The sequence below is a fragment of the Ligilactobacillus salivarius genome (assembly GCF_035231985.1).
Taxonomy (GTDB): Bacteria; Bacillota; Bacilli; order Lactobacillales; family Lactobacillaceae; genus Ligilactobacillus; species Ligilactobacillus salivarius.
In genome coordinates, this window is sequence record NZ_CP117985.1 from 1 (window position 1) to 21,670 (window position 21,670).

Below are 21,670 nucleotides of genomic sequence, written 5' to 3' on the forward strand. Positions count from 1 at the left end.
ATGAAAGTAAGTACAAAATTCGTTAGTTTTGTTGTTGCATTTTTAGCGTTTATTTGTGTATCTTTTGCCACTACTTCGGTAAAAGCTGATACCTATTCAACTAATAAAGAAGTAGTAGTTAATACGCTTTTAGATAATGGATATACTTACAATCAAGCAATAACTATTGCTTCTAGTATGGATATCTCATCTACTGAAACTTTAGTTGGCGTAGATATCTTACCAAGAACTGAACGTTCAGTTGCATATACATCCTCTCAAATCCTGTCAAAAAGTGATGTCCGTCAGATTTTTAATAATATCAATAATGTTAATCTTGCTAGTTCTATACTTGGAGGTATTATCGGTGCGAAAAATCCTATTTTAGGTACCGTTATTGGTTTAGGTGGATTCCAAAATCCTAACTTTAAAAATGCTATAACTCAAGCATATTATCAAGGTAAAAGAGTAAAAATCGTTTATAAATCAGGTGCTTCCATGTCTTTGAATACTGTGTCCTATTACGTTATAAACTAAAGAGAAGATAACTCTATGAAATACTTTTGGATTAAAACTTTTTTTGGTTTTTTGGTAGTTGTTGCACTTTCTGTTAATTACTATCTCCAATCAGGACACACTTGGATTTTTGCTCTTGCAGTAATAATAGAATTGGTAGAAATTCCTTTATTATACTACTATGAAAAGAAAAAACATTAGATTAAAAGGCTATAAACGCTATGTAATCAACGTTTATAGCCTTTTTTATTTTCCTTGATCCTTTAATTCGCCATTAATTTGATTTAGTCTAAACCTTATATCGCTATAATCTGTAAAGCTTATTTTTTTCTCTTTTTTCATTTGCTCTAGTTCTGATAATAATTGATTATAACGTTCTCTAGTAAAATTGGCTTTTAATCTCTGTACTTCTTCTGATGGTAAGGATGGAATATGATATTCAGGAGTAAAGCCATCTGATAATTCAGCAATATCTTTCTTCAGTTGACCGACTTTGGCATCGTTATCTGATTGTTCTTTCAAACTAGCCTCACTTTTGGCTTGCGCTTGGCTTTCACTAGCTTTTTGAGCTGCAGCTTGACTACTAGCTTGAGCTTTTTCACTGACAAATGGGCGTAAACCCCCTTACTTTAGTGAGGGGATATAAGTCCTAGTAATAGCTCCTTTTGGAGCTATTTTGTGTCTTTCTTTTATCCGATATATTATAATAAAGATATGGATAAAAGGTGGTGAAATCAAATGAAAACAGTAATTACAGCTAAAGTACGTTTATATCCTAATCAAGAACAAGTTGCTCAATTTAAAGCCGTAACTAAGGAATATCAACGTTTATGTAACCTTGTTAGTCAGTGGTGTTTTGATAATGATTGTAAGGTAAATCGTAAAAAATTCAACAAAGAGATGTATCACTATTTACGTGCTGAATCTAAAGAAATTAATTCAGCCATGGTTCAGTCTACCTACCGTACCGTTGAAACTCGTTACAAGACTGTTGAAACTCAATTAAAACAACGTCCTTATCGTTATCAAGACCAAAATACTGGTGAATGGTACCATGAAAAGCGTGATTTATCTTGGCTACATAAAGCAGTTAAATTCTCACGTCCACAAGCTGATTATGTACGTAATATCAACTATTCTTTTGTTGAACAAGGCTCAAAAATATCTATGAATGTCTTAGGACAAAGAATAAAAGTTGCTTTTAATGGCAATTATTTAAACTTTTTTGATCCTAATTACAAACTAGGTACAGCTAAGTTAGTTCAGCTTAAAAAACATTGGTTTTTACACATTCCAGTTACCATTGAAACTGATGACTGGGAAAAAGAACATAATCAACACATTATCGGTCTTGATCGTGGATTAAGACAAATTGTTACTAGCTATGACGAAAAAGGTAAAACCAGTTTTAAAAATGGTAAAGCTATTGCTTATAAACGTAGAAAGTATGCCTATTTACGTAGTCAACTCCAAAGTAAAGGAACTAAATCTGCCAAGCGAAAACTAAAAAGACTAAGTCAAAAAGAGAACCGTTGGATAAGTGATGTTAACCATTGCCTATCTAAGACACTTGTTGACACTTACGGTCAAAATAGCTTGTTCGTTTTGGAAGATTTATCTGGAGTTACTTTTGAAAAAACTAATTCTAACAAGAATCAAACTAGAGAATTACATTCATGGGCTTTTTATGATTTACAAACTAAATTAGCTTATAAAGCACGTAAAAGCCAAAGCCAAGTCTTGATTGTATCAGCTAAATACACTAGCCAAAGATGCCCTAAATGCGGTCAAATTAGAAAAGAAAATCGTAATCATAGAATACATAGATATGACTGTGTTTTCTGTGGGTTTAAAACTAATGATGACCGTGTTGGAGCTATGAACTTGTACGAATTAGGTAAGCAATATATTTCTGGAATTGAAAATCCTAAATTTGAATTAACTAACGTTACCGACTGACATGTTGGTAATCTAGGGTGTTGTCAACCACCCAAATGTAGCCACGTATAGTGTGGGAGCAACGAAGTTGCGCTATTACCACTGACCGTAAGGTCGTGAGCTACAAGCCCCATGTCTTTAGACTGGGGCAGTTGACTGATTTCATCTTTCCTATCTTGAACTACCTGTAATTTTAATCACAGGTAGTTCAAGGAGAAAATACTTCTGCTGCTGAAACAGAAAAAATTATTTTTCTCTGGAATAACGAAGTAAAAAATTATGTGAACTGGATAGAATAATTTTTAAGAGCTCGAAAATAAGCTCTTTTTTATTTTTTGAAAAACGAAACGAAAGAAGCAAAACTACAAAATCATTTAGCTAAGTTGTAAAACGAAGCTCTGCATTCTGTACAACTAAGCTAAAGAGCATAAGTGAGAATGGTCATCCGTAGGCGGATGAGCCGACAGTGTCGGCATTCTCTCAATGACCAAATTTTCTCGCTTGTTACACAGCTATTTAACACTTGTTTTACAACTAATTTACACTTTGTTTTACGCTTATTTTACGTAAAACATTTGTTAAACATTTTTAAAATGCTATAAAAAATAGCCATCATATTTGTGACGACCAAATTTTTTTAATGTTTTTTGAGGAGCTTAGTTTTTTAAGCTCTTTTTTTATTTTTATAATATTTATATAGCAGAGAAAATTTTTCTTCCAGTTTTTTTCGTAAGAAAAAAGGAAACTGGAAGAAAAATAATTGTAAGACGTTTGTCCCACAAAAAATAAATTTTAGTTTTTGAAAAGTGATACAAATGTGGCACGTGATATAAGTGTGCTACAAGTTGTGTTACAACTGTGTTGTATTAGTTAGTATAGTGTGTTACACACGAGAAAATTAAGTCCCTAAGAAAACGCCGATACTATCGGCTCCCACGCACCTGTGGGACCATTTTCTCTTATGCTCTTTAACTCTGTACTCCAGTTTAGAAGATGCAAAAATTTTATTCTCAAAATTCGTTAAGTGGGGTTGAAGATTTTTTTCTTTGTTTAATTTTTTTGAAAAAGAAAAATTGAATTTAAGAAATTTTTTTGGCTCAAAATTAAATTTAAAAATCGAAAATCAAAAATAATATTAGTTCGGCAAAAATAAAAACCTTAGAAGAAGAAAATAAATCATTACGTGATGAATTACAATTTTTCAAAAATTATGCTCAAAGATGGAATGTTAATGGGGAAAATGTAACTAAAATTATCTCTAAAGCTTATCTAAATAATAATAATAATGATTAAGAATAATTTATAGTATTTTAAAAAATATAAAATTAATATAAATAAAAAACCGTACAAAGGTACCTATGGCTTTTTTTATCTTTTTTCTGTATATAACTTTAAACCAAAATTAAGGGGGTTATTTGACGTTTTACAGCCTTTGAATAAATTACACTCAGAATGATTTAAAATGCCTTAAAATTGATTTTAGATAGCAAATAGAGCCGATTAAATTAATCGACTCTATCTTTTTTTACGTGGTTATGATGTAGTAATTTCAGAGTAGATCATTAATTACTACAAGTTTAATTGTACCATAAATCAGCTAGAAAAGCTATTAAATCAGGGTTTCTAAAGCGTGATCTTTACTAATTTAATGAGTTACTGCCTTATTTGGACTTGAAGTCATGCTTAGAATGCGTCTGACAGCACGAAAAAAGGCGGTATCCAAACCGCCCAAGCTAACACCGATGTTCAATAACTAGAGTGACTAATTCTAGTCTTCTGTGTTCAGCGCTATTTATACTCATTACACACTTATTATAACATTTTTTTTGTTATAATGCTATTTGTGTTCAGCAAGGTTTGACTAACCTTAGCGACACGAAAGGAGGAATCCTCCGTGAAGTTCGTTATTATACTCATTATCGTGCCTAACAAGCACGTAAAACGTTTTGCTAAGCTAGTAGCTCTCGCAGTTATTAGAACTGGTAAAATTGCAATTAAAAAGGCTATTGAACGCTTGGTTAGTTGGCTTAATGATTAAGTTCTGATAGTTGGTTACCAACGGAAGATAGTCATTTCAGCGGTTCTCTTTGAGAGTCGCTGTTTTTTTTGCTTTAAATAGCATGGTTGTAGATTATCTTGAGTTTTAGCATAAGCGGAGCGACCCAATGTCTTGCTGAACCACAATTTGCTAGAACTGCAAGTTTAGTCTAGTTAAAAAATAGAGAAATTATTTTAGTAATTAAGTTGATGAGCTTTATAAGTTTTTTTATTTTATTTTATTTTTTTATTTGCATGCGCCTTAAAAAGATACATTTATATGTATACATTCTATTACATTAGGGAGGAAAGAAATACCTTTATATCAACGTTTATAGCACTTTAAAATATAAAAAAGTACGTTAACTATATATTGTTATCTATTATATACCTTTTTATATATTTTATGTTATTATAGACTATATAAAAAACTACGTATTAAAATTTGAGGTGTTTTTATGGGAGTAATGAATAGTCAGTTCTATCTAGAAATATAACTGTTAGTTCAAATATTGATTTCATAAAAATACCCCTATCTTTAATTTGATAGGAGTATTATCACATATTTTTAATGGCAAAGGTAGTTTTTAGTCACTAGTATCTTTATTAATCTTCTCAAGTAGTTCATCTATCTCTTTACTTCTTTGTATTCCTTTCTCTGTCAGGATATTTTTTTGAGCAGTATCATCCTTAGCCCAATCAGGTAATTTTTCTTTCTGTTTGAGCTTACTCTTATCTCTTTTGGCATATTTACCCTTATTCTTTTCAAAGTCGTCTAGAGCCTTTATTAGATACTTATCTAGTTCATTTGGCTTGGAGTTCATATGATCCTTAACGTACTTCAAATGTTTTTGTAGGTCATCTAATGAGTGTTTATTTACGAATACATCATACTTAGGATATACATTTTCCCCTAAGCTCATCATCAGCGATTCATTATTTGCATCTGCGAAATTTACTATCATTGCTCCAAGTAATAACGCTGTATATGGCGAATTTTGGACGTCTGATAGCGATAATTTCTTCTCAGCTGTAAGTTCCCCTATTAGCTTTTCTGTTGAATTATTGGATATATGGAACTGAATCTTTGCTATCTTTCTGCCGACCCTAATAGTATCGTATGTAATGTTAAATTCAGTATGCTCGTTAATTTCTTTTATTGCTGGTTCAATTACTCGCTTTTTTAAGTCTGAGAAACGATCATAGCTCTTTTTACCTTGTACTGTCAGTGCTTTTAACTCAGAAACGTCAATAACTGGATTTAAAAAACTCTCTAGCTCTTCTTTAGTTCTTTTCCCATTAGCTATATAGTTAGTATATTGGTTATAGTACATCATCAATACCTTGTATATAGTGATTGTATTAGATGACGTAAAGTGCCTTAAATCTTCAATTCTGTACTGTGTAAAGTTCTTCTTCAACTCCGTTATATACGGCATTATTTTATTAGAAAATGATAATTTAACCGTTGATTCATCTTCACTGAACTCAATTTTTGAAAATGGTGCAAAGATTTCTGTCTTTTTCTTTCCGTTCTCTTTAGTGTACTTTACTGTAAATGTACTTTTATCCATTAAGTTTGTCATAATTGTCTGTAGATAATCGTGTCGTAAAGCATTAGTTCTCGGCAAAAATGTCCTAATCAAGTCTTTTTCAAGCTCGACTTCTGGATCTTTTTCTTTTGTGTCTACATTAGCTACTGCCAGTTCAAACAGTTTTAAAGGTAGTGCATCCATTTTAGCAATAGCCTTAATTAAAGTATTACTTTGGACGACTTTTTTATTTTGTAAGTCCATCTATGTTTCCATCCTTTTTATTAAAAACGACAATTTTTGTCTGCAATTAAGTCTTATTTATTCTTAAAATAGACAACTAAAATAATTTGTCTGTAGTTTGCAAAAGTTGTCTGTAGTTTATGTATTATTGTTATATACGCTAATTTATCTTACATTCAATATAATACCACACAATACTACAGACATATATAACTAATTTGTCTGTAGTTTGCAAAAGTTGTCTGTAGTAACTGCAAAAGTTGTCTGTAGTAACTGCAAAAGTTGTCTGTAGTAACTGCAAAAGTTGTCTGTAGTAACTGCAAAAGTTGTCTGTAGTTCAGTCCTAAAAACCTTGATTTAATAAGCTTTTTTTTCGCCTAAAAGAAAAAGATAAAAAGATATAAAAGAAAAAGATAAAGAATAGACAAAAATACAGACAATATTTACATACATAATGGCTAGTACTCAGATGCACTACTAGCCATTAAATATAGTTTCAGCTAGCTATTTCAAATAAACTCGTTATTAAATACAGTTTTAACTCGTTGTTTAATAAATCAATATATTGTAATATCAGTACTTTTAATAAATGCAGGTACAATATTTATTTAGACTTTTTATTTACTAGTTTCTTTAGAAAAAGGACTATTATAATATTGGTTGACACGATATAATTTACTCGAAATATACTTTGAAAGCACGTGATTATTATGAGTTTAGAAGATATTTATTATTTAGTTGGATATATTATTTGTGATGCCTTTTTAATGTGGTACTTACCGTCAGATACAATCGTTGAAGTTATAATAGATATTATCATTGCAACAGTCTGTATGGTTGGAGTGTATACTATCATACGATTTATGTATAATCGGCAAAATAAATAATGTTAATTTTAGAGAATGCTTTAGTCATAAAAATATACAAAATAACAATAAAATGTTATTATATAAGTGTAGAAAGTTACGAAATTGGTAGACATAAGTGCTACCCGGTTGGCAGGCAACGGAAAAACCTGTGATTTTATGATAATCATCTTAGATTATCCGGTTGGCAAGCAACGGAAAAACTTGTGAGCGTAACTAAAAAGCGTTGGTAAGACATACCAGCGCTTTTTTTATTTTAATTTTTCAATTTTCTTTGTAATTAAGTTTTGTCGTTTAATTTCTAAAACGTTATAAGCTGTAATATGTATTTTCTCCTGTCTCAAAGCCAGTAACGATATTGGAATACTAAATGATTTAAGACCCTTACAAGCAATAGCTAAAATAGCCTTGTTAGACCTAATTAGACTATCATAACTCAGATGTCTAAATTTACCAGATTCTGATACTCTGGCCATATCACCTATAAGCATCTCTAGATTTTCAATGACAGATAACTTTAACCTTGAAAATCCATTTTTATCGTAATTTAAATTATTTATTTGAACTACCTGTGATTAAAATCACAGGAATCACGTCACGTGATTACATTACGTATACTATACTCATAGTACACGCTCCGAACCTAGTTATAATGACTGGAAATACCACCATTATACTAAAGATAATCTTCACTAATTATCGTACCTGTTTTGACTCGCTCAAGGTATTACGCATAATTTCGTGCTATTAGTTCGGTAGGATTTGTTCCGTTTCCTAAAAACTTCGTTTTTTAAATTATTTCAACTAAGTTATTTGCTTTTAATTTAGGATAATCTCTTAGTTTTGCATGTTTTTCTGGGTATAAACCCCATTCTTTGATATTTAAAGCTGCATTATAATCTCTATCTACCTCTTTACCAGTATATGCTGAAACATATATACGTTTACCATCTTCATTAACTTCTTTTAACTCGTGTTTTGACTCGTATTTAGTCCCATATTCTACTTGGCTCGTTTTATATGGATCCACTTTAATAAGAGTTTTATTTTGCTTGTTTACTAACGACTCTATAATTTTTGATAATTCATAAGGTTTGATTAAAGCTAATCGCTTATTCTTACCTGTATTCTGTGTTTTATTCATTGACAAATTACGTTTTCTCATCTCAAAAGCATCTATTTTTTCGATGATGATAGTATCGTAGTCATCGACTAATTCGTGTACTAATCCTCTATATGTTTCAGTTAGGATATTAGCTTTTTTAGCACTTAGCTTTGCTTGTTTACGATGATACCTTCTCCATAAATCTGTTTTACCATGTTTATTGTATTCATTATCTCTTAGTGACTTTATTTTATCTTTTTTAAATTCTATTTTACCTACTTTTTCTATTACTTTTTTAGGAATAGCTATTACTTTGTTTTCAGAAGTCCTAAATACTTCATTTTTAAACATGTTCCAATCTGCACCAACAACTTTATTTTGAAAAATACGTTTCTTCTCACGAGTAAAAGTTATTTGTAGTCTAAATGTATTATCTGGTAATCTTTTAATCTTAGTTAAAGCTATCTCTTCAAAATTAATATTCTTTAAATTCTCAAATACTATTATTTCTCCAAAATCGGCTACATTTAAATGGTGTGGCGAAACCAATTTTGTATTGCCATTAGGCAATTTTTGTGAAGTAATTGTCCTAAACGAGTTATTATTTCGTAGAAAGTTCATTGAACCCTTACGATACCATGAACGGTGTTTAGGATTTTTGTGCTTACCGTTTTTATCTTTAGTAATATTCATTCTAAGATTATATTTTTCAACATCTGACATTCGCCCTGCTTGTTCCAATCTCTTACGATACTGAGAAAAATTAGTGAAGATTGTCTTTAAAAATTCATCTGCGGCATGAGAAGATAATCCTAGTTTCTTAGCATTCCAGCGTTTTAAGTCGTATTTTTCTTTAATAAACATTGCCTTAATTTTATTATTAAGGTAGTTTATTCCTTGTCCAAAAGGTAAAGGTCTACCAATATGTTTACGACCATAGGTCTTATATAAGTATTTCAATGTAAATTGATATAACTCATTTTGTATTTTTATTGCTTTTTCATACAATTCTATTTGTTGATAACTTAAAGAAATATGATATTGTCTTGTATATCCAAATTTATTACTCTTCTTTTTAACCATTCATGTAACCTCCTTTCGAGAAATATATGTTATAATTATTATAATATTAAAAGGGTGGTATGTAAATGATTATACATGAAGAGGGATACGTTTATAACTTCAATTTTCACTTAGTTTTCGTTACTAAATACCGAAGAAAAATATTTGACACTCAAGAGAAAGTGAACACTATGAAAGCTATTTTACAACGACAAGCAACTATTTCAGAAGTAACTGTTAGTCAGTTAGAGGTTATGCCAGACCATGTACATATGTTAATTTCTTTTAAGCCTAAATATGCTCCATCTAATATTGTTAAAAATCTTAAAGGAGCGTCAGCTAGAATATGGTTTAAACAATATCCTGAAACTAAACAATTATTATGGGGTGGACACCTATGGTCTCCTAGCTATTACATGGGTACTCTAGGGGATATGAGTAAAGAAGTCGTAGAAAAATATATTGAATCTCAATATACAGAAGCTATGAGAAGACAGCTTAAAGGCTACTATGGTAAAAATAGATAAGTTAGTTTAGCGGGCTTGACCCCTGATTGAAATCAGAGGTTTGCGCCCGTTTTCTAATCAAAATCAATTTTACTTATTGCCATATATTTACCTTCCAAATAATCTCGACCAGAAGCCCTTATTTTTCTCTTCTAAGAGTTTTTTCTCTAGTTCCTGTATCTTTGTATCTTTCTCATTTAGAACGTCTGTATTCGCTTCTATGAGCTTTGTGTTAGTTGCTTCAAGCTCTAAACGCTTAGATTGTTCCGTTCTAGCTAATTGCTGCTCTTGTGACAGCAGCCTATGTAACTCGGAGACCTCATCTTCTTTTGAATCAAGTCTTTTTTGTAAATCTTGTACTTGGGCCTTTAATGTCGTTATATACTCATCTTTACTGATAGAGTCGTCGGATGAAGTTTGATTAACTTCTCTCTCTTTCTTTTCTTCTGCAAAAAACGTCAGCATTTCATGAGCATCATCTTCTGAGAAATAATCAGTGCGACCTACTCTTTTTGTTGGCTCAACATTATGAGCTTTTATGTATCTAAAAACCTTTTGTGGTGAAACTTGTGCTTCTTCTGCAATTTTCTTTCTAGTATATTCCATAATATTACCCCTGTTAGATTTATATTACCTATATATCAATGCATACATATAACATTATTATAACGAGTTATTTTCATTATATAACGAATGAAATATATAAGCATAATATTTCAACTTATTTTATCGTTATACCGAGTTATATCAAATGTAATAAGATGTGAAATGTTTTAATGTATAAATTGCTGATATTAAGCATAATACATTATATAACATATTGTAACTGTGTTATTTTGTGATATAACATTGTTACTTACTAGATAGGGGAGTTAAGTAGCCGCCCTTCTCCAATTCCGATAGGGCATTTTTTATAAGCTCCTTATCATCAAGTTTGCTGTTGTTAATAGCATAGAGTATATCTGGATCAAATTTGTTGCTAGTAGCTCCAGATTGATTAAATCTAACTAAATCAAGCAATATCCCCTTAGATGTATAACTCAAATTACTATCTTTCATGGCTCTATCTATCAATTCAGGCATGATTCCTTGATTTGAAAATAGGGGGCTTGCTGTTAATTGATTATCTTCCATTAATTTATCAAGTTTTGTCATTCTATCACTCCTTTTACTGTTCTTCACTTTCCACTTGCTTTACTATCCTTTGAATAGTGGATTTTGAAATTTCAAATGCCTTAGCAGTTTCTGTATATGAGTGGCCAGAAGTCTTATACTCATATATCATTCTATATTTCGGTGTTATAACCCGTTTAGGACGTCCTTCACGATAATTTTTATTATGCAATTTAGCGTATTTCTTGCCTTCCTGGGTTCTCGTAACAATCATATCACGCTCAAATTCTGCGAAGGCTAGGACTACATTGCGCATCAATTTGCCACCGGCAGAATCGTCTAAACGTCCCATATTAAGAACATTGACTGTTATATCACGTTTGAAACATTCATCCAGGAATTTAGTTGTTTCGCTTGTTTTGCGTCCGAGACGATCTAACCTAGTTACAATTAATTCATCTCCTGGTAACAGTCGTTTCTTTAATTTTTGAAATTCAGGTCGTTTATTAGTTCGACCAGTAAATTTTTCATAGTAGATTTTCTCAGCACCTGCACGCCTCAATTTTTCGATTTGTTCATCGAGGCTTTGTTGGGGAGTTGAAACTCGAGCATAACCAAAAATCATAAATATTCTCCATTTCTTTTTTGACTATAATTTTCTGAATACATTACAAATATTATTATATCACTATATTGGGTGTATTCAATCTGTTGACAGTTTTTGAACAACGTCAGAAAGGAGGGAGAATATATCAGTAATTGCGACACACAAAAAAATCAAGTCATCAAATGGAGGAGGTGGCTCAAGCGCAGGAAAGCGGAACTTCCAACAGAAGTGTAGCCCGAGCATTGAGACACCGACGTAATGCAGATGACTTGATTTTTTTTAATATCACCCTATATCATTGTACATTTCGGGTGATGATATTTGAACGAAGTATGATTTTATGTTTAGTAGTGTATAATTTCGTATTAGTGGAGAGAAACTTTCTATTATTCGTCATTCCGTATATAATAATTAGATACTCTTTGCGAAAGAAAGCTGATATTATGGATTACATTTCTGTGAAAGCCGCTTCTGAAAAATGGGGCATATCGGAAAGACGGATACAAAAATTATGTGAGGAAAATCGCATTGACGGAACTGAAAAATTTGGTCGTGCATGGATGATACCAAAAGATGCAGAAAAACCCGTTGATGGACGTATGAAAACAAGGAACAAACAGGAGGAGAATCATGGAATTTAATGAAAAGCTACAACAGCTTAGGACTGGAAAGAACTTAACGCAGGAACAACTTGCGGAGCAATTATATGTATCAAGAACAGCCATTTCAAAATGGGAAAGCGGCAAGGGTTACCCTAACATTGAGTCGCTCAAGTGTATTTCTAAATTCTTTTCTGTGACCATAGATGAACTGCTATCGGGCGAAGAACTGATTACACTTGCCGAAACTGAAAATCGTTCCAACTTGAAAAAAATTTACAGTTTCATTTATGGAATATTAGATATGATGGCGGTTACTTTTATACTTTTGCCGTTGTATGGTAACCTTGTTGACGGATATATTTATTCTGTCAATCTACTTTCATTTACAGACACTACCCCAATATATCTTGCAATCTATTGGATTATTTTTATTGTTTTGATTGCACTTGGGATAGCGAAACTGATGTGTGTTTGTTTTGAAAAGGAATCATGGAGCAACATAATCACAAAATGCTCTCTCGTGCTGAGTACGCTTTTTATCTGCTTCTTCGCTGCGACAAGACAACCCTATGTAACCGCCCTTATGTTTCTGCTATTTGTTGCTAAAATATTTGTCTGGATAAAGCAAACCCAAACAAAGTAAAATGCCATAAACCCTTTAAAATAGGCTCTGACACGATAAGTGTCGGAGCTTTTTTCGTGCTGACATCTATTGTGTCGGCATTGTGACGGTAGATTTCTTAGCTTCTATGCAATACTCGTGGATAATAAGATTGTGGTCAGCGAAAACAAGAACAGCAACCCACGGAAAGGAGAATCAAATATGGATTATATCATTGAAACAGAAAATCTTACGAAGCGATACGGAACAGCCACCGTTGTCGATAAGGTAAATCTTCATGTGCCAAAGGGCAAAATTTATGGTTTGCTCGGCAGAAACGGAGCAGGCAAAACCACAACAATGAAAATGATGTTGCAGCTTGCTTTCCCAACGGAGGGAACGGTACGCTTGTTTGGCACAAACTATAAGGAAAATATCCATACCCTTTATAGCAAAGTAGGCTCTATTATCGAAACACCGGGATTTTACAGTAATTTAACAGGGTATGAGAATTTGCAAATTCTCGCTAAACTGCGAGGGGGAGTATCTAAAAGTGGAGTAGAAAAAGCTCTTGAAGTTATGGGGCTACATAAGGAGAAAAGAAAAGTCTTTTCCGATTATTCCCTCGGAATGAAGCAACGGCTTGGTATTGCCGCCGCCATTATGCACGAGCCGGAGCTTTTAATACTTGACGAACCGATTAACGGACTTGACCCCATTGGAATAGTTGAAATACGCTCATTTTTATCTGAACTTAGTCACAATCATGGCATTACCATTTTTATCTCAAGCCATGTTTTAAGCGAGATTGAACAGATAGCAGATATTATCGGCGTTATGCACGAGGGGCATTTAGTAGAGGAAGTGAATATATCCGAGCTTCACAAAAGGAATCGAAAATACATTCAATTTGATTTATCTGACAGTGAGATAGCCGGAAAGATTTTAGAAAACCACTACCACATGACGGATTTTACAGTGCAGGACGGTACGGTGAGAATTTATGACTTTAGCCAAAGTGTTGGAGAAATCAATCGAGAATTTGCACGAAATGGACTGCTCGTGACAAGGATAAATGATAGTGAGGAAAACTTAGAGGACTACTTTTCTAAACTGATTGGAGGTGGCGGTATTGCTTAATCTTATTTCTTGTGAATTATTAAAACTAAAGCGTTCAAAAATGGTGCTAATTAGTGTGGCAGGGGTATTATCTACCCCACTTTTGATGTTAATAGAAGCCTTGCAAACACATTTTGATAAGCCGGAGATTATCTTTACCTTGTCTGACATATACAGCGACAGTGTACTGTATATCATGCTGCTGGTAAACATGATGATATATGTGGCAATTGCAGCTTACTTGTTTAGCAGAGAGTACACAGAAAGCACCCTCAAAACCATATTGCCCATACCCATTTCAAGGACAAAACTATTAATTGGAAAATTTTGCACCCTGCTTCTTTGGATTGTTATGCTAACCCTTGTAACATGGGCAGGTATATTTATCGTTTGTGGGCTATATGACGCTGTCTTTACATTGGAGGGATATAGCTTACTAGTGGCAATAGTATGGCTCCCCAAGTTTTTGTTTGGCAGTATCCTGATGTTTTTAACAGTTTCTCCTTTTGTGTTTGTTGCTATGAAAACAAAAGGATTTGTCGCCCCGATGATTGGCTCTGCCGTGATTGTCATGGGAAGTGCCGCACTTTCAAATCAAGAATGGGGAGCGTTGTATCCGTGGACAGCCACCTATTTCTTGGTGCAGGGTAAACTTCAGAGTACCGGCTATCCTACACTGCTGTCTGTATCTATTATTATTCTTGTATCAGCAGTTGGTTTTCTTATGACCTTTCATCATTTTAAAAAGGAGGATTTGAAATAATGGTACTTGATTTTATAGAAATTTTAAAAGTTATTTTTCTTGGAATTGTTGAGGGTATTACTGAGTGGCTACCTATCAGCAGCACAGGACATATGATTCTTGTGGACGAATTTATCACACTTAATATGAGCGAAGCATTTAAAGAAATGTTTTTTGTTGTTATTCAACTTGGAGCTATACTCGCAGTGGTTGTAATGTTTTGGAACAAGATGTTTCCCTTTCAATTTAAGAACAAAGCACAGTCAATTGTTAAAAAGGATACTTTTTCGTTGTGGTTCAAGGTTGCGGTAGCTTGTGTACCGTCAGCTATTATGGGGATTCTATTTGATGATTATTTGGATGCTTACCTCCAAACCCCCATTGTGATTTCAATCATGTTAATCTTTTATGGTTTGTTATTCATTCTCATAGAAAATTGGAATAAAAAGCGTACTCCTACTACTATGGCACTTTCTGACATCAGCTATAAAACAGCAATCTTGATAGGGGCATTTCAAGTGTTATCACTTATACCCGGCACATCACGGTCGGGAGCAACGATTATAGGTGCTTTACTCATAGGAGTTTCACGAGTGGCAGCAGCAGAGTTTACTTTTTTCCTCGCAGTACCTACTATGCTTGGAGCAAGTGCTTTTAAGCTGTTAAAATTCGGGTTTGAATTTACAAGTGCAGAACTGCTCACTCTTGTTCTCGGTATGACTGTGGCATTTGTGGTATCTGTCTTAGTAATTAAATTCCTAATGAACTTTATCAAAAAACATGATTTTAAGGTGTTTGGTTGGTATCGAATTGTGCTTGGTATACTTGTTGTACTTATAACAGTAATGTGATAGAAAAACAATTCCATAAGCAATAATCTGCCGCACGACGGCAAAAGAAAAAAGCATCTCACAATCACTAGACTTTGTCTAACAATTGTAAGGCACTTCATTCGGATGTAGGACGGATTTTGCGGACATTCAAAATAAAAAAGAATGTGGAGGTAACAGACAATGGCAAAATCATTATTTGAGGAACTGGGCGGCAAATACGAAAGGCAAGGGGATTATTTGATACCGTGCTTAACTGTACCCGCCGAAGAAGAACAGGCAATAGGCATCTGGGGGCAACGGCATTTAGATTATCTAAAACAGTACCGTAAAGTTACATACACCAATCTTCTTACAAGCGGCAGGCTAAACGCCTACCTTGCCGACATCAACAGACAGGCACAGGAACGCTTTGAAAGGCTCATAGAGGGTATGAAACAGGCACAGGGCATAACGGAACAGCTAAAGGCAGAAAACGCCTTAGAATGGACAGGATGCCTCAATAACATAAGGGCTTGTGCGAGGGAGATTGTGGAAAAGGAAATTATTTTTGCATAAACAGATGATTAGTGGCAGGGGGAAATCCTGCCGCTTTTTCTGCTTTAGTTTGTCAGCTTGACAAATAAAGGGTTAAGGAATATAATTAGATTCAATATTATACAAGGAGTTAATAAATATGCGGCAAGGTATTCTTAAATAAACTGTCAATTTGATAGTGGGAACAAAAAGTAGCAGTCCCGTTTCACTTTTAATATGGGGCTTAGTTTTTTGTACCCAGTTTAAGAATACTTTTATCATGTAATTTTACTATGCCCGAAAACATATAAGTGTTTTGGGGCTATTGGAGTTATTTACCCAGTGATAGGAGTATTTATCACTGGGTATTTTTATGCCCTTTTTTGGGTGTTGATAGGAGGAAAATCACATGAAAATTATTAATATTGGAGTTTTAGCTCATGTTGATGCAGGAAAAACTACCTTAACAGAAAGCTTATTATATAACAGTGGAGCGATTACAGAATTAGGAAGCGTGGACAAAGGTACAACGAGGACGGATAATACGCTTTTAGAACGTCAGAGAGGAATTACAATTCAGACAGGAATAACCTCTTTTCAGTGGGAAAATACGAAGGTGAACATCATAGACACGCCAGGACATATGGATTTCTTAGCAGAAGTATATCGTTCATTATCAGTTTTAGATGGGGCAATTCTACTGATTTCTGCAAAAGATGGCGTACAAGCACAAACTCGTATATTATTTCATGCACTTAGGAAAATGGGGATTCCCACAATCTTTTTTATCAATAAGATTGACCAAAATGGAATTGATTTATCAACGGTTTATCAGGATATTAAAGAGAAACTTTCTGCCGAAATTGTAATCAAACAGAAGGTAGAACTGTATCCTAATATATGTGTGACGAACTTTACCGAATCTGAACAATGGGATACGGTAATAGAGGGAAACGATGACCTTTTAGAGAAATATATGTCCGGTAAATCATTAGAAGCATCGGAACTCGAACAAGAGGAAAGCATAAGATTTCATAATTGTTCCCTGTTCCCTGTTTATCACGGAAGTGCAAAAAACAATATAGGGATTGATAACCTTATAGAAGTGATTACGAATAAATTTTATTCATCAACACATCGAGGTCCGTCTGAACTTTGCGGAAATGTTTTCAAAATTGAATATACAAAAAAAAGACAACGTCTTGCATATATACGCCTTTATAGTGGAGTACTACATTTACGAGATTCGGTTAGAGTATCAGAATCAGAAAAAGAAAAAATAAAAGTTACAGAAATGTATACTTCAATAAATGGTGAATTATGTAAGATTGATAGAGCTTATTCTGGAGAAATTGTTATTTTGCAAAATGAGTTTTTGAAGTTAAATAGTGTTCTTGGAGATACAAAACTATTGCCACAGAGAAAAAAGATTGAAAATCCGCACCCTCTACTACAAACAACTGTTGAACCGAGTAAACCTGAACAGAGAGAAATGTTGCTTGATGCCCTTTTGGAAATCTCAGATAGTGATCCGCTTCTACGATATTACGTGGATTCTACGACACATGAAATTATACTTTCTTTCTTAGGGAAAGTACAAATGGAAGTGATTAGTGCACTGTTGCAAGAAAAGTATCATGTGGAGATAGAACTAAAAGAGCCTACAGTCATTTATATGGAGAGACCGTTAAAAAATGCAGAATATACCATTCACATCGAAGTGCCGCCAAATCCTTTCTGGGCTTCCATTGGTTTATCTGTATCACCGCTTCCGTTGGGAAGTGGAATGCAGTATGAGAGCTCGGTTTCTCTTGGATACTTAAATCAATCATTTCAAAATGCAGTTATGGAAGGGATACGCTATGGTTGCGAACAAGGATTATATGGTTGGAATGTGACGGATTGTAAAATCTGTTTTAAGTATGGCTTATACTATAGCCCTGTTAGTACCCCAGCAGATTTTCGGATGCTTGCTCCTATTGTATTGGAACAAGTCTTAAAAAAAGCTGGAACAGAATTGTTAGAGCCATATCTTAGTTTTAAAATTTATGCGCCACAGGAATATCTTTCACGAGCATACAGCGATGCTCCTAAATATTGTGCGAACATCGTAGACACTCAATTGAAAAATAATGAGGTCATTCTTAGTGGAGAAATCCCTGCTCGGTGTATTCAAGAATATCGTAGTGATTTAACTTTCTTTACAAATGGACGTAGTGTTTGTTTAACAGAGTTAAAAGGGTACCATGTTACTACCGGTGAACCTGTTTGCCAGCCCCGTCGTCCAAATAGTCGGATAGATAAAGTACGATATATGTTCAATAAAATAACTTAGTGTATTTTATGTTGTTATATAAATATGGTTTCTTGTTAAATAAGATGAAATATTTTTTAATAAAGATTTGAATTAAAGTGTAAAGGAGGAATTAATTATGAAGTGAAATGAATGTAACAGGGTTCAATTAAAAGAGGGAAGCGTATCATTAACCCTATAAACTACGTCTGCCCTCATTATTGGAGGTTGAAATATGAATACATCCTATTCACAATCGAATTTACGACACAACCAAATTTTAATTTGGCTTTGCATTTTATCTTTTTTTAGCGTATTAAATGAAATGGTTTTGAACGTCTCATTACCTGATATTGCAAATTATTTTAATAAACCACCTGCGAGTACAAACTGGGTGAACACAGCCTTTATGTTAACCTTTTCCATTGGAACAGCTGTATATGGAAAGCTATCTGATCAATTAGGCATCAAAAGGTTACTCCTATTTGGAATTATAATAAATTGTTTCGGGTCGTTAATTGGGTTTATTGGCCATTCTTTCTTTTCCTTACTTATTATGGCTCGTTTTATTCAAGGGGCTGGTGCAGCTGCATTTCCAGCACTCGTAATGGTTGTAGTTGCGCGCTATATTCCAATGGAAAATAGGGGTAAAGCATTTGGTCTTATTGGATCGATAGTAGCCATGGGAGAAGGAGTCGGTCCAGCGATTGGTGGAATGATAGCCCATTATATTCATTGGTACTATCTTCTACTCATTCCTATGATAACAATTATCACTGTTCCGTTTCTTATGAAATTATTAAAGAAAGAAGTAAGGATAAAAGGTCATTTTGATATCAAAGGAATTATACTAATGTCTGTAGGCATTGTATTTTTTATGTTGTTTACAACATCGTATAGCATTTCTTTTCTTATCGTTAGCGTGCTGTCATTCCTGATATTTGTAAAACATATCAGGAAAGTAACAGATCCTTTTGTTGATCCCGGATTAGGGAAAAATATACCTTTTATGATTGGAGTTCTTTGTGGGGGAATTATATTTGGAACAGTAGCAGGGTTTGTCTCTATGGTTCCTTATATGATGAAAGATGTTTACCAGCTAAGTACTGCCGAAATCGGAAGTGTAATTATTTCCCCTGGAACAATGAGTGTCATTATTTTCGGCTACATTGGTGGGATACTTGTTGATAGAAGAGGTCCTTTATACGTGTTAAACATCGGAGTTACATTTCTTTCTGTTAGCTTTTTAACTGCTTCCTTTCTTTTAGAAACAACATCATGGTTCATGACAATTATAATCGTATTTGTTTTAGGTGGGCTTTCGTTCACCAAAACAGTTATATCAACAATTGTTTCAAGTAGCTTGAAACAGCAGGAAGCTGGTGCTGGAATGAGTTTGCTTAACTTTACCAGCTTTTTATCAGAGGGAACAGGTATTGCAATTGTAGGTGGTTTATTATCCATACCCTTACTTGATCAAAGGTTGTTACCTATGGAAGTTGATCAGTCAACTTATCTGTATAGTAATTTGTTATTACTTTTTTCAGGAATCATTGTCATTAGTTGGCTGGTTATCTTGAATGTATATAAACATTCTCAAAGGGATTTCTAAATCGTTAAGGGATCAACTTTGGGAGAGAGTTCAAAATTGATCCTTTTTTTATAACAGGAATTCAAATCTTTTTGTTCCATTAAAGGGCGCGATTGCTGAATAAAAGATACGAGAGACCTCTCTTGTATCTTTTTTATTTTGAGTGGTTTTGTCCGTTACACTAGAAAACCGAAAGACAATAAAAATTTTATTCTTGCTGAGTCTGGCTTTCGGTAAGCTAGACAAAACGGACAAAATAAAAATTGGCAAGGGTTTAAAGGTGGAGATTTTTTGAGTGATCTTCTCAAAAAATACTACCTGTCCCTTGCTGATTTTTAAACGAGCACGAGAGCAAAACCCCCCTTTGCTGAGGTGGCAGAGGGCAGGTTTTTTTGTTTCTTTTTTCTCGTAAAAAAAAGAAAGGTCTTAAAGGTTTTATGGTTTTGGTCGGCACTGCCGACAGCCTCGCAGAGCACACACTTTATGAATATAAAGTATAGTGTGTTATACTTTACTTTGCATTTTTGCTCCAGTGCTTTGTCGTATATCCGGCAAAAAATATCAGATGTTTGAGAGCCAAAATACATTGTTTGACCTAGTAGCTTACCGTCCCCAGTACTTCGGCTGTTCAATTCGTCCCACTTATTCCAGCGTGACGTAAATTCAGACCTTAATGCTGCTTTTCTGATACGACTAAACTTAATTAATTCGTCCTTAAAGTCATCAATGGCCAAGTCTATGCGACTGAGTTTTGCTTGATTCTCTAGAGCTACCAAGACATTAATCAATGTATACAATGATTTCTGACTTTCATACGCTCTACATCCAGTCCCAGATAATATCACATGTACACCCATATGATTAATACATGGTTCATCATCAACTTGGTTAAACAGAACAAACAGGTTTCCATTGCCCCACTTGGTCTGCGCATTATAGCCAAATTTCCCTTTACTTAGATCTGCGAAATCTTCTATTTTTAACTGTAAAATACGTTCAATAACATCTTCATAGCTCAACTGAAAAATCGTAAATTCTAGCCAGTCAATTGATGTCTGTAATGTCTGCTTAATCGTTGATGTAACAGGCATCTCTTTTTCCCTAATGTAATAGAATGTATACATATAAATGTATCTTTTTAAGGCGTGCGCAAATAAAAAAAATAAAAAAAACTTATAAAGCTCATCAACTTAATTACTAAAATAATTTCTCTATTTTTTAACTAGATTAAAATTGCAGTTCTAGCAAATTGTGGTTCAGCAAGATATTGGGTCGCTACGCTTTTGCTAGAACTCTAGTTAATCTACAACCATGCAATTTAAAGCATAAAAAAAACAGCGACTCTCAAAAGAGAACCGCTGAAACAACCATCTCCTGCCGGTAACTAGCTTTCAGAAATTAATCTTCTAACCAATTAAGCAGACATTTAATAGCCTTTTTAATTAACTTTTTAACGTGCTTATTAGGCACGAGGAAAATAACTACAAAGATTTTCAAAAGAGGATACCTCCTCTCTGTGCGTCTTAAGGTTACCAGCCTTAGCATTGCACATAAATAATTCTAACATACCAGTTATTGTGTTATAATTAGTCTTAGGAAAATAATTACACATTGTACAAAGAGTCTAACCAACTCAGAAGTAGTACGACGTCGTTAATTGGGAGCGGGATAAAAACCGCTCTTTTTTGTTTGTCAGACGCATTCTAAGCAAGCGTTCAAGTTGAATCTGGATAATAAACCATTAAAACCGTTGTAAACACGCCTTAGAAACCTTGATTTAATAGCTTTTATTTTATAAGAATGGTTTCTTTTGTTATAATACAAGCGGTTACAATATAACATTTAATAGTCGCTTTAGAAAGGAGTAAGAAA

19 protein-coding genes and 1 pseudogene are annotated in these 21,670 nt (G+C 33.7%); 13 read left to right on the forward strand and 7 right to left on the reverse strand.

Features of this window, described 5'->3' with window-relative positions:
- Together PTA89_RS10165 and PTA89_RS10170 are read left to right on the forward strand one after the other, a co-directional pair.
- Window positions 1-516: a hypothetical protein gene (locus PTA89_RS10165; RefSeq protein ID WP_003710985.1), complete on the forward strand. Its 516-nt coding sequence runs from the start codon at window positions 1-3 to the stop codon at window positions 514-516.
- A gap of 15 nt (window positions 517-531) precedes the next feature.
- The gene (locus tag PTA89_RS10170; RefSeq protein ID WP_155762323.1) at window positions 532-696 is read left to right on the forward strand and encodes a hypothetical protein; all 165 of its coding nucleotides are present in this window, start codon (window positions 532-534) and stop codon (window positions 694-696) included.
- Between the two features lie 45 nt (window positions 697-741).
- On the opposite strand, the gene PTA89_RS10175 is transcribed toward PTA89_RS10170, so the two are convergent.
- Window positions 742-1,017: a hypothetical protein gene (locus PTA89_RS10175; RefSeq protein WP_003710983.1), complete on the reverse strand. Its 276-nt coding sequence runs from the start codon at window positions 1,015-1,017 to the stop codon at window positions 742-744.
- 216 nt (window positions 1,018-1,233) lie between these two features.
- On the opposite strand from PTA89_RS10175, the gene PTA89_RS10180 reads away from it, so the two are divergent.
- Entirely contained in the window at window positions 1,234-2,454 is a 1,221-nt protein-coding gene (locus tag PTA89_RS10180; protein ID WP_087449166.1) for an RNA-guided endonuclease TnpB family protein, read from the forward strand.
- A gap of 2,603 nt (window positions 2,455-5,057) precedes the next feature.
- Here PTA89_RS10180 and PTA89_RS10185 read toward each other — a convergent pair.
- Window positions 5,058-6,266 (reverse strand): RepB family plasmid replication initiator protein, encoded by a 1,209-nt coding sequence (locus tag PTA89_RS10185; RefSeq protein ID WP_003711243.1) that lies wholly within the window; start codon window positions 6,264-6,266, stop codon window positions 5,058-5,060.
- Window positions 6,267-7,901: 1,635 nt separating this feature from the next.
- Window positions 7,902-9,299, reverse strand: a complete 1,398-nt coding sequence (locus tag PTA89_RS10190; protein WP_003711234.1) for an RNA-guided endonuclease TnpB family protein — start codon at window positions 9,297-9,299, stop codon at window positions 7,902-7,904.
- Between the two features lie 65 nt (window positions 9,300-9,364).
- On the opposite strand from PTA89_RS10190, the gene tnpA reads away from it, so the two are divergent.
- Complete coding sequence (tnpA, locus tag PTA89_RS10195; protein WP_003710828.1) at window positions 9,365-9,805, forward strand: IS200/IS605 family transposase; 441 nt, start codon at window positions 9,365-9,367, stop codon at window positions 9,803-9,805.
- Between the two features lie 87 nt (window positions 9,806-9,892).
- Here the strand turns inward: tnpA and PTA89_RS10200 are convergent, their stop codons facing one another.
- From PTA89_RS10200 to PTA89_RS10210, 3 genes are all read right to left on the reverse strand, one after another.
- Window positions 9,893-10,390, reverse strand: a complete 498-nt coding sequence (locus PTA89_RS10200; RefSeq protein ID WP_003711240.1) for a hypothetical protein — start codon at window positions 10,388-10,390, stop codon at window positions 9,893-9,895.
- A gap of 246 nt (window positions 10,391-10,636) precedes the next feature.
- Complete coding sequence (locus PTA89_RS10205) at window positions 10,637-10,939, reverse strand: hypothetical protein (protein WP_003711239.1); 303 nt, start codon at window positions 10,937-10,939, stop codon at window positions 10,637-10,639.
- A 13-nt stretch (window positions 10,940-10,952) separates the two neighbouring features.
- Window positions 10,953-11,522, reverse strand: coding sequence for a recombinase family protein (locus PTA89_RS10210; protein ID WP_003711238.1), 570 nt, complete (start codon window positions 11,520-11,522; stop codon window positions 10,953-10,955).
- Between the two features lie 425 nt (window positions 11,523-11,947).
- Between PTA89_RS10210 and PTA89_RS10215 the strand changes: the two genes are divergently transcribed.
- The 9 genes and pseudogenes from PTA89_RS10215 to tet(L) all read left to right on the forward strand — a co-directional run bounded on the left by PTA89_RS10215 (window position 11,948) and on the right by tet(L) (window position 19,819).
- Window positions 11,948-12,145, forward strand: a complete 198-nt coding sequence (locus tag PTA89_RS10215; protein WP_000384569.1) for a helix-turn-helix domain-containing protein — start codon at window positions 11,948-11,950, stop codon at window positions 12,143-12,145.
- A complete protein-coding gene (gene bcrR / locus PTA89_RS10220) occupies window positions 12,135-12,749 on the forward strand; it encodes a bacitracin resistance transcriptional activator BcrR (protein ID WP_081538463.1) in 615 nt (204 codons plus the stop codon). The genes PTA89_RS10215 and bcrR overlap by 11 nt, the downstream gene beginning before the upstream one ends.
- Before the next feature lie 180 nt (window positions 12,750-12,929).
- Window positions 12,930-13,847, forward strand: a complete 918-nt coding sequence (gene bcrA, locus PTA89_RS10225; RefSeq protein WP_081538464.1) for a bacitracin ABC transporter ATP-binding protein BcrA — start codon at window positions 12,930-12,932, stop codon at window positions 13,845-13,847.
- Complete coding sequence (locus PTA89_RS10230; RefSeq protein WP_018368563.1) at window positions 13,840-14,589, forward strand: ABC transporter permease; 750 nt, start codon at window positions 13,840-13,842, stop codon at window positions 14,587-14,589. The genes bcrA and PTA89_RS10230 overlap by 8 nt, the downstream gene beginning before the upstream one ends.
- A complete protein-coding gene (gene bcrD, locus PTA89_RS10235; protein WP_324177531.1) occupies window positions 14,589-15,419 on the forward strand; it encodes a bacitracin resistance undecaprenyl-diphosphatase BcrD in 831 nt (276 codons plus the stop codon). Before PTA89_RS10230 ends, bcrD begins: the two co-directional genes overlap by 1 nt.
- A gap of 162 nt (window positions 15,420-15,581) precedes the next feature.
- Entirely contained in the window at window positions 15,582-15,956 is a 375-nt protein-coding gene (locus tag PTA89_RS10240; RefSeq protein ID WP_001129922.1) for a TnpV protein, read from the forward strand.
- A gap of 367 nt (window positions 15,957-16,323) precedes the next feature.
- A complete protein-coding gene (tet(M), locus tag PTA89_RS10245; RefSeq protein WP_160994164.1) occupies window positions 16,324-18,249 on the forward strand; it encodes a tetracycline resistance ribosomal protection protein Tet(M) in 1,926 nt (641 codons plus the stop codon).
- Window positions 18,250-18,346: 97 nt separating this feature from the next.
- Window positions 18,347-18,409 (forward strand): annotated as a pseudogene (locus PTA89_RS10295) (tetracycline resistance efflux system leader peptide).
- A 33-nt stretch (window positions 18,410-18,442) separates the two neighbouring features.
- Window positions 18,443-19,819, forward strand: a complete 1,377-nt coding sequence (tet(L), locus tag PTA89_RS10250; protein WP_324177532.1) for a tetracycline efflux MFS transporter Tet(L) — start codon at window positions 18,443-18,445, stop codon at window positions 19,817-19,819.
- Between the two features lie 314 nt (window positions 19,820-20,133).
- Here the strand turns inward: tet(L) and PTA89_RS10255 are convergent, their stop codons facing one another.
- Complete coding sequence (locus tag PTA89_RS10255) at window positions 20,134-20,889, reverse strand: replication initiation factor domain-containing protein (protein WP_301207687.1); 756 nt, start codon at window positions 20,887-20,889, stop codon at window positions 20,134-20,136.
- Window positions 20,890-21,670 lie beyond the last annotated feature (781 nt).

Bases quoted from the DNA above. Each gene is read 5' to 3' on its own strand.
- tnpA (WP_003710828.1), top strand. From the start codon at position 9,365: ATGATTATACATGAAGAGGGATACGTTTATAACTTCAATTTTCACTTA.
- bcrD (WP_324177531.1), top strand. From the start codon at position 14,589: ATGGTACTTGATTTTATAGAAATTTTAAAAGTTATTTTTCTTGGAATT.
- PTA89_RS10200 (WP_003711240.1), bottom strand. From the start codon at position 10,390: ATGGAATATACTAGAAAGAAAATTGCAGAAGAAGCACAAGTTTCACCA.
- PTA89_RS10210 (WP_003711238.1), bottom strand. From the start codon at position 11,522: ATGATTTTTGGTTATGCTCGAGTTTCAACTCCCCAACAAAGCCTCGAT.
- PTA89_RS10255 (WP_301207687.1), bottom strand. From the start codon at position 20,889: ATGCCTGTTACATCAACGATTAAGCAGACATTACAGACATCAATTGAC.
- PTA89_RS10190 (WP_003711234.1), bottom strand. From the start codon at position 9,299: ATGGTTAAAAAGAAGAGTAATAAATTTGGATATACAAGACAATATCAT.
- PTA89_RS10165 (WP_003710985.1), top strand. From the start codon at position 1: ATGAAAGTAAGTACAAAATTCGTTAGTTTTGTTGTTGCATTTTTAGCG.
- PTA89_RS10215 (WP_000384569.1), top strand. From the start codon at position 11,948: ATGGATTACATTTCTGTGAAAGCCGCTTCTGAAAAATGGGGCATATCG.
- PTA89_RS10170 (WP_155762323.1), top strand. From the start codon at position 532: ATGAAATACTTTTGGATTAAAACTTTTTTTGGTTTTTTGGTAGTTGTT.
- PTA89_RS10240 (WP_001129922.1), top strand. From the start codon at position 15,582: ATGGCAAAATCATTATTTGAGGAACTGGGCGGCAAATACGAAAGGCAA.
- PTA89_RS10185 (WP_003711243.1), bottom strand. From the start codon at position 6,266: ATGGACTTACAAAATAAAAAAGTCGTCCAAAGTAATACTTTAATTAAG.
- bcrR (WP_081538463.1), top strand. From the start codon at position 12,135: ATGGAATTTAATGAAAAGCTACAACAGCTTAGGACTGGAAAGAACTTA.
- PTA89_RS10205 (WP_003711239.1), bottom strand. From the start codon at position 10,939: ATGACAAAACTTGATAAATTAATGGAAGATAATCAATTAACAGCAAGC.
- PTA89_RS10180 (WP_087449166.1), top strand. From the start codon at position 1,234: ATGAAAACAGTAATTACAGCTAAAGTACGTTTATATCCTAATCAAGAA.
- bcrA (WP_081538464.1), top strand. From the start codon at position 12,930: ATGGATTATATCATTGAAACAGAAAATCTTACGAAGCGATACGGAACA.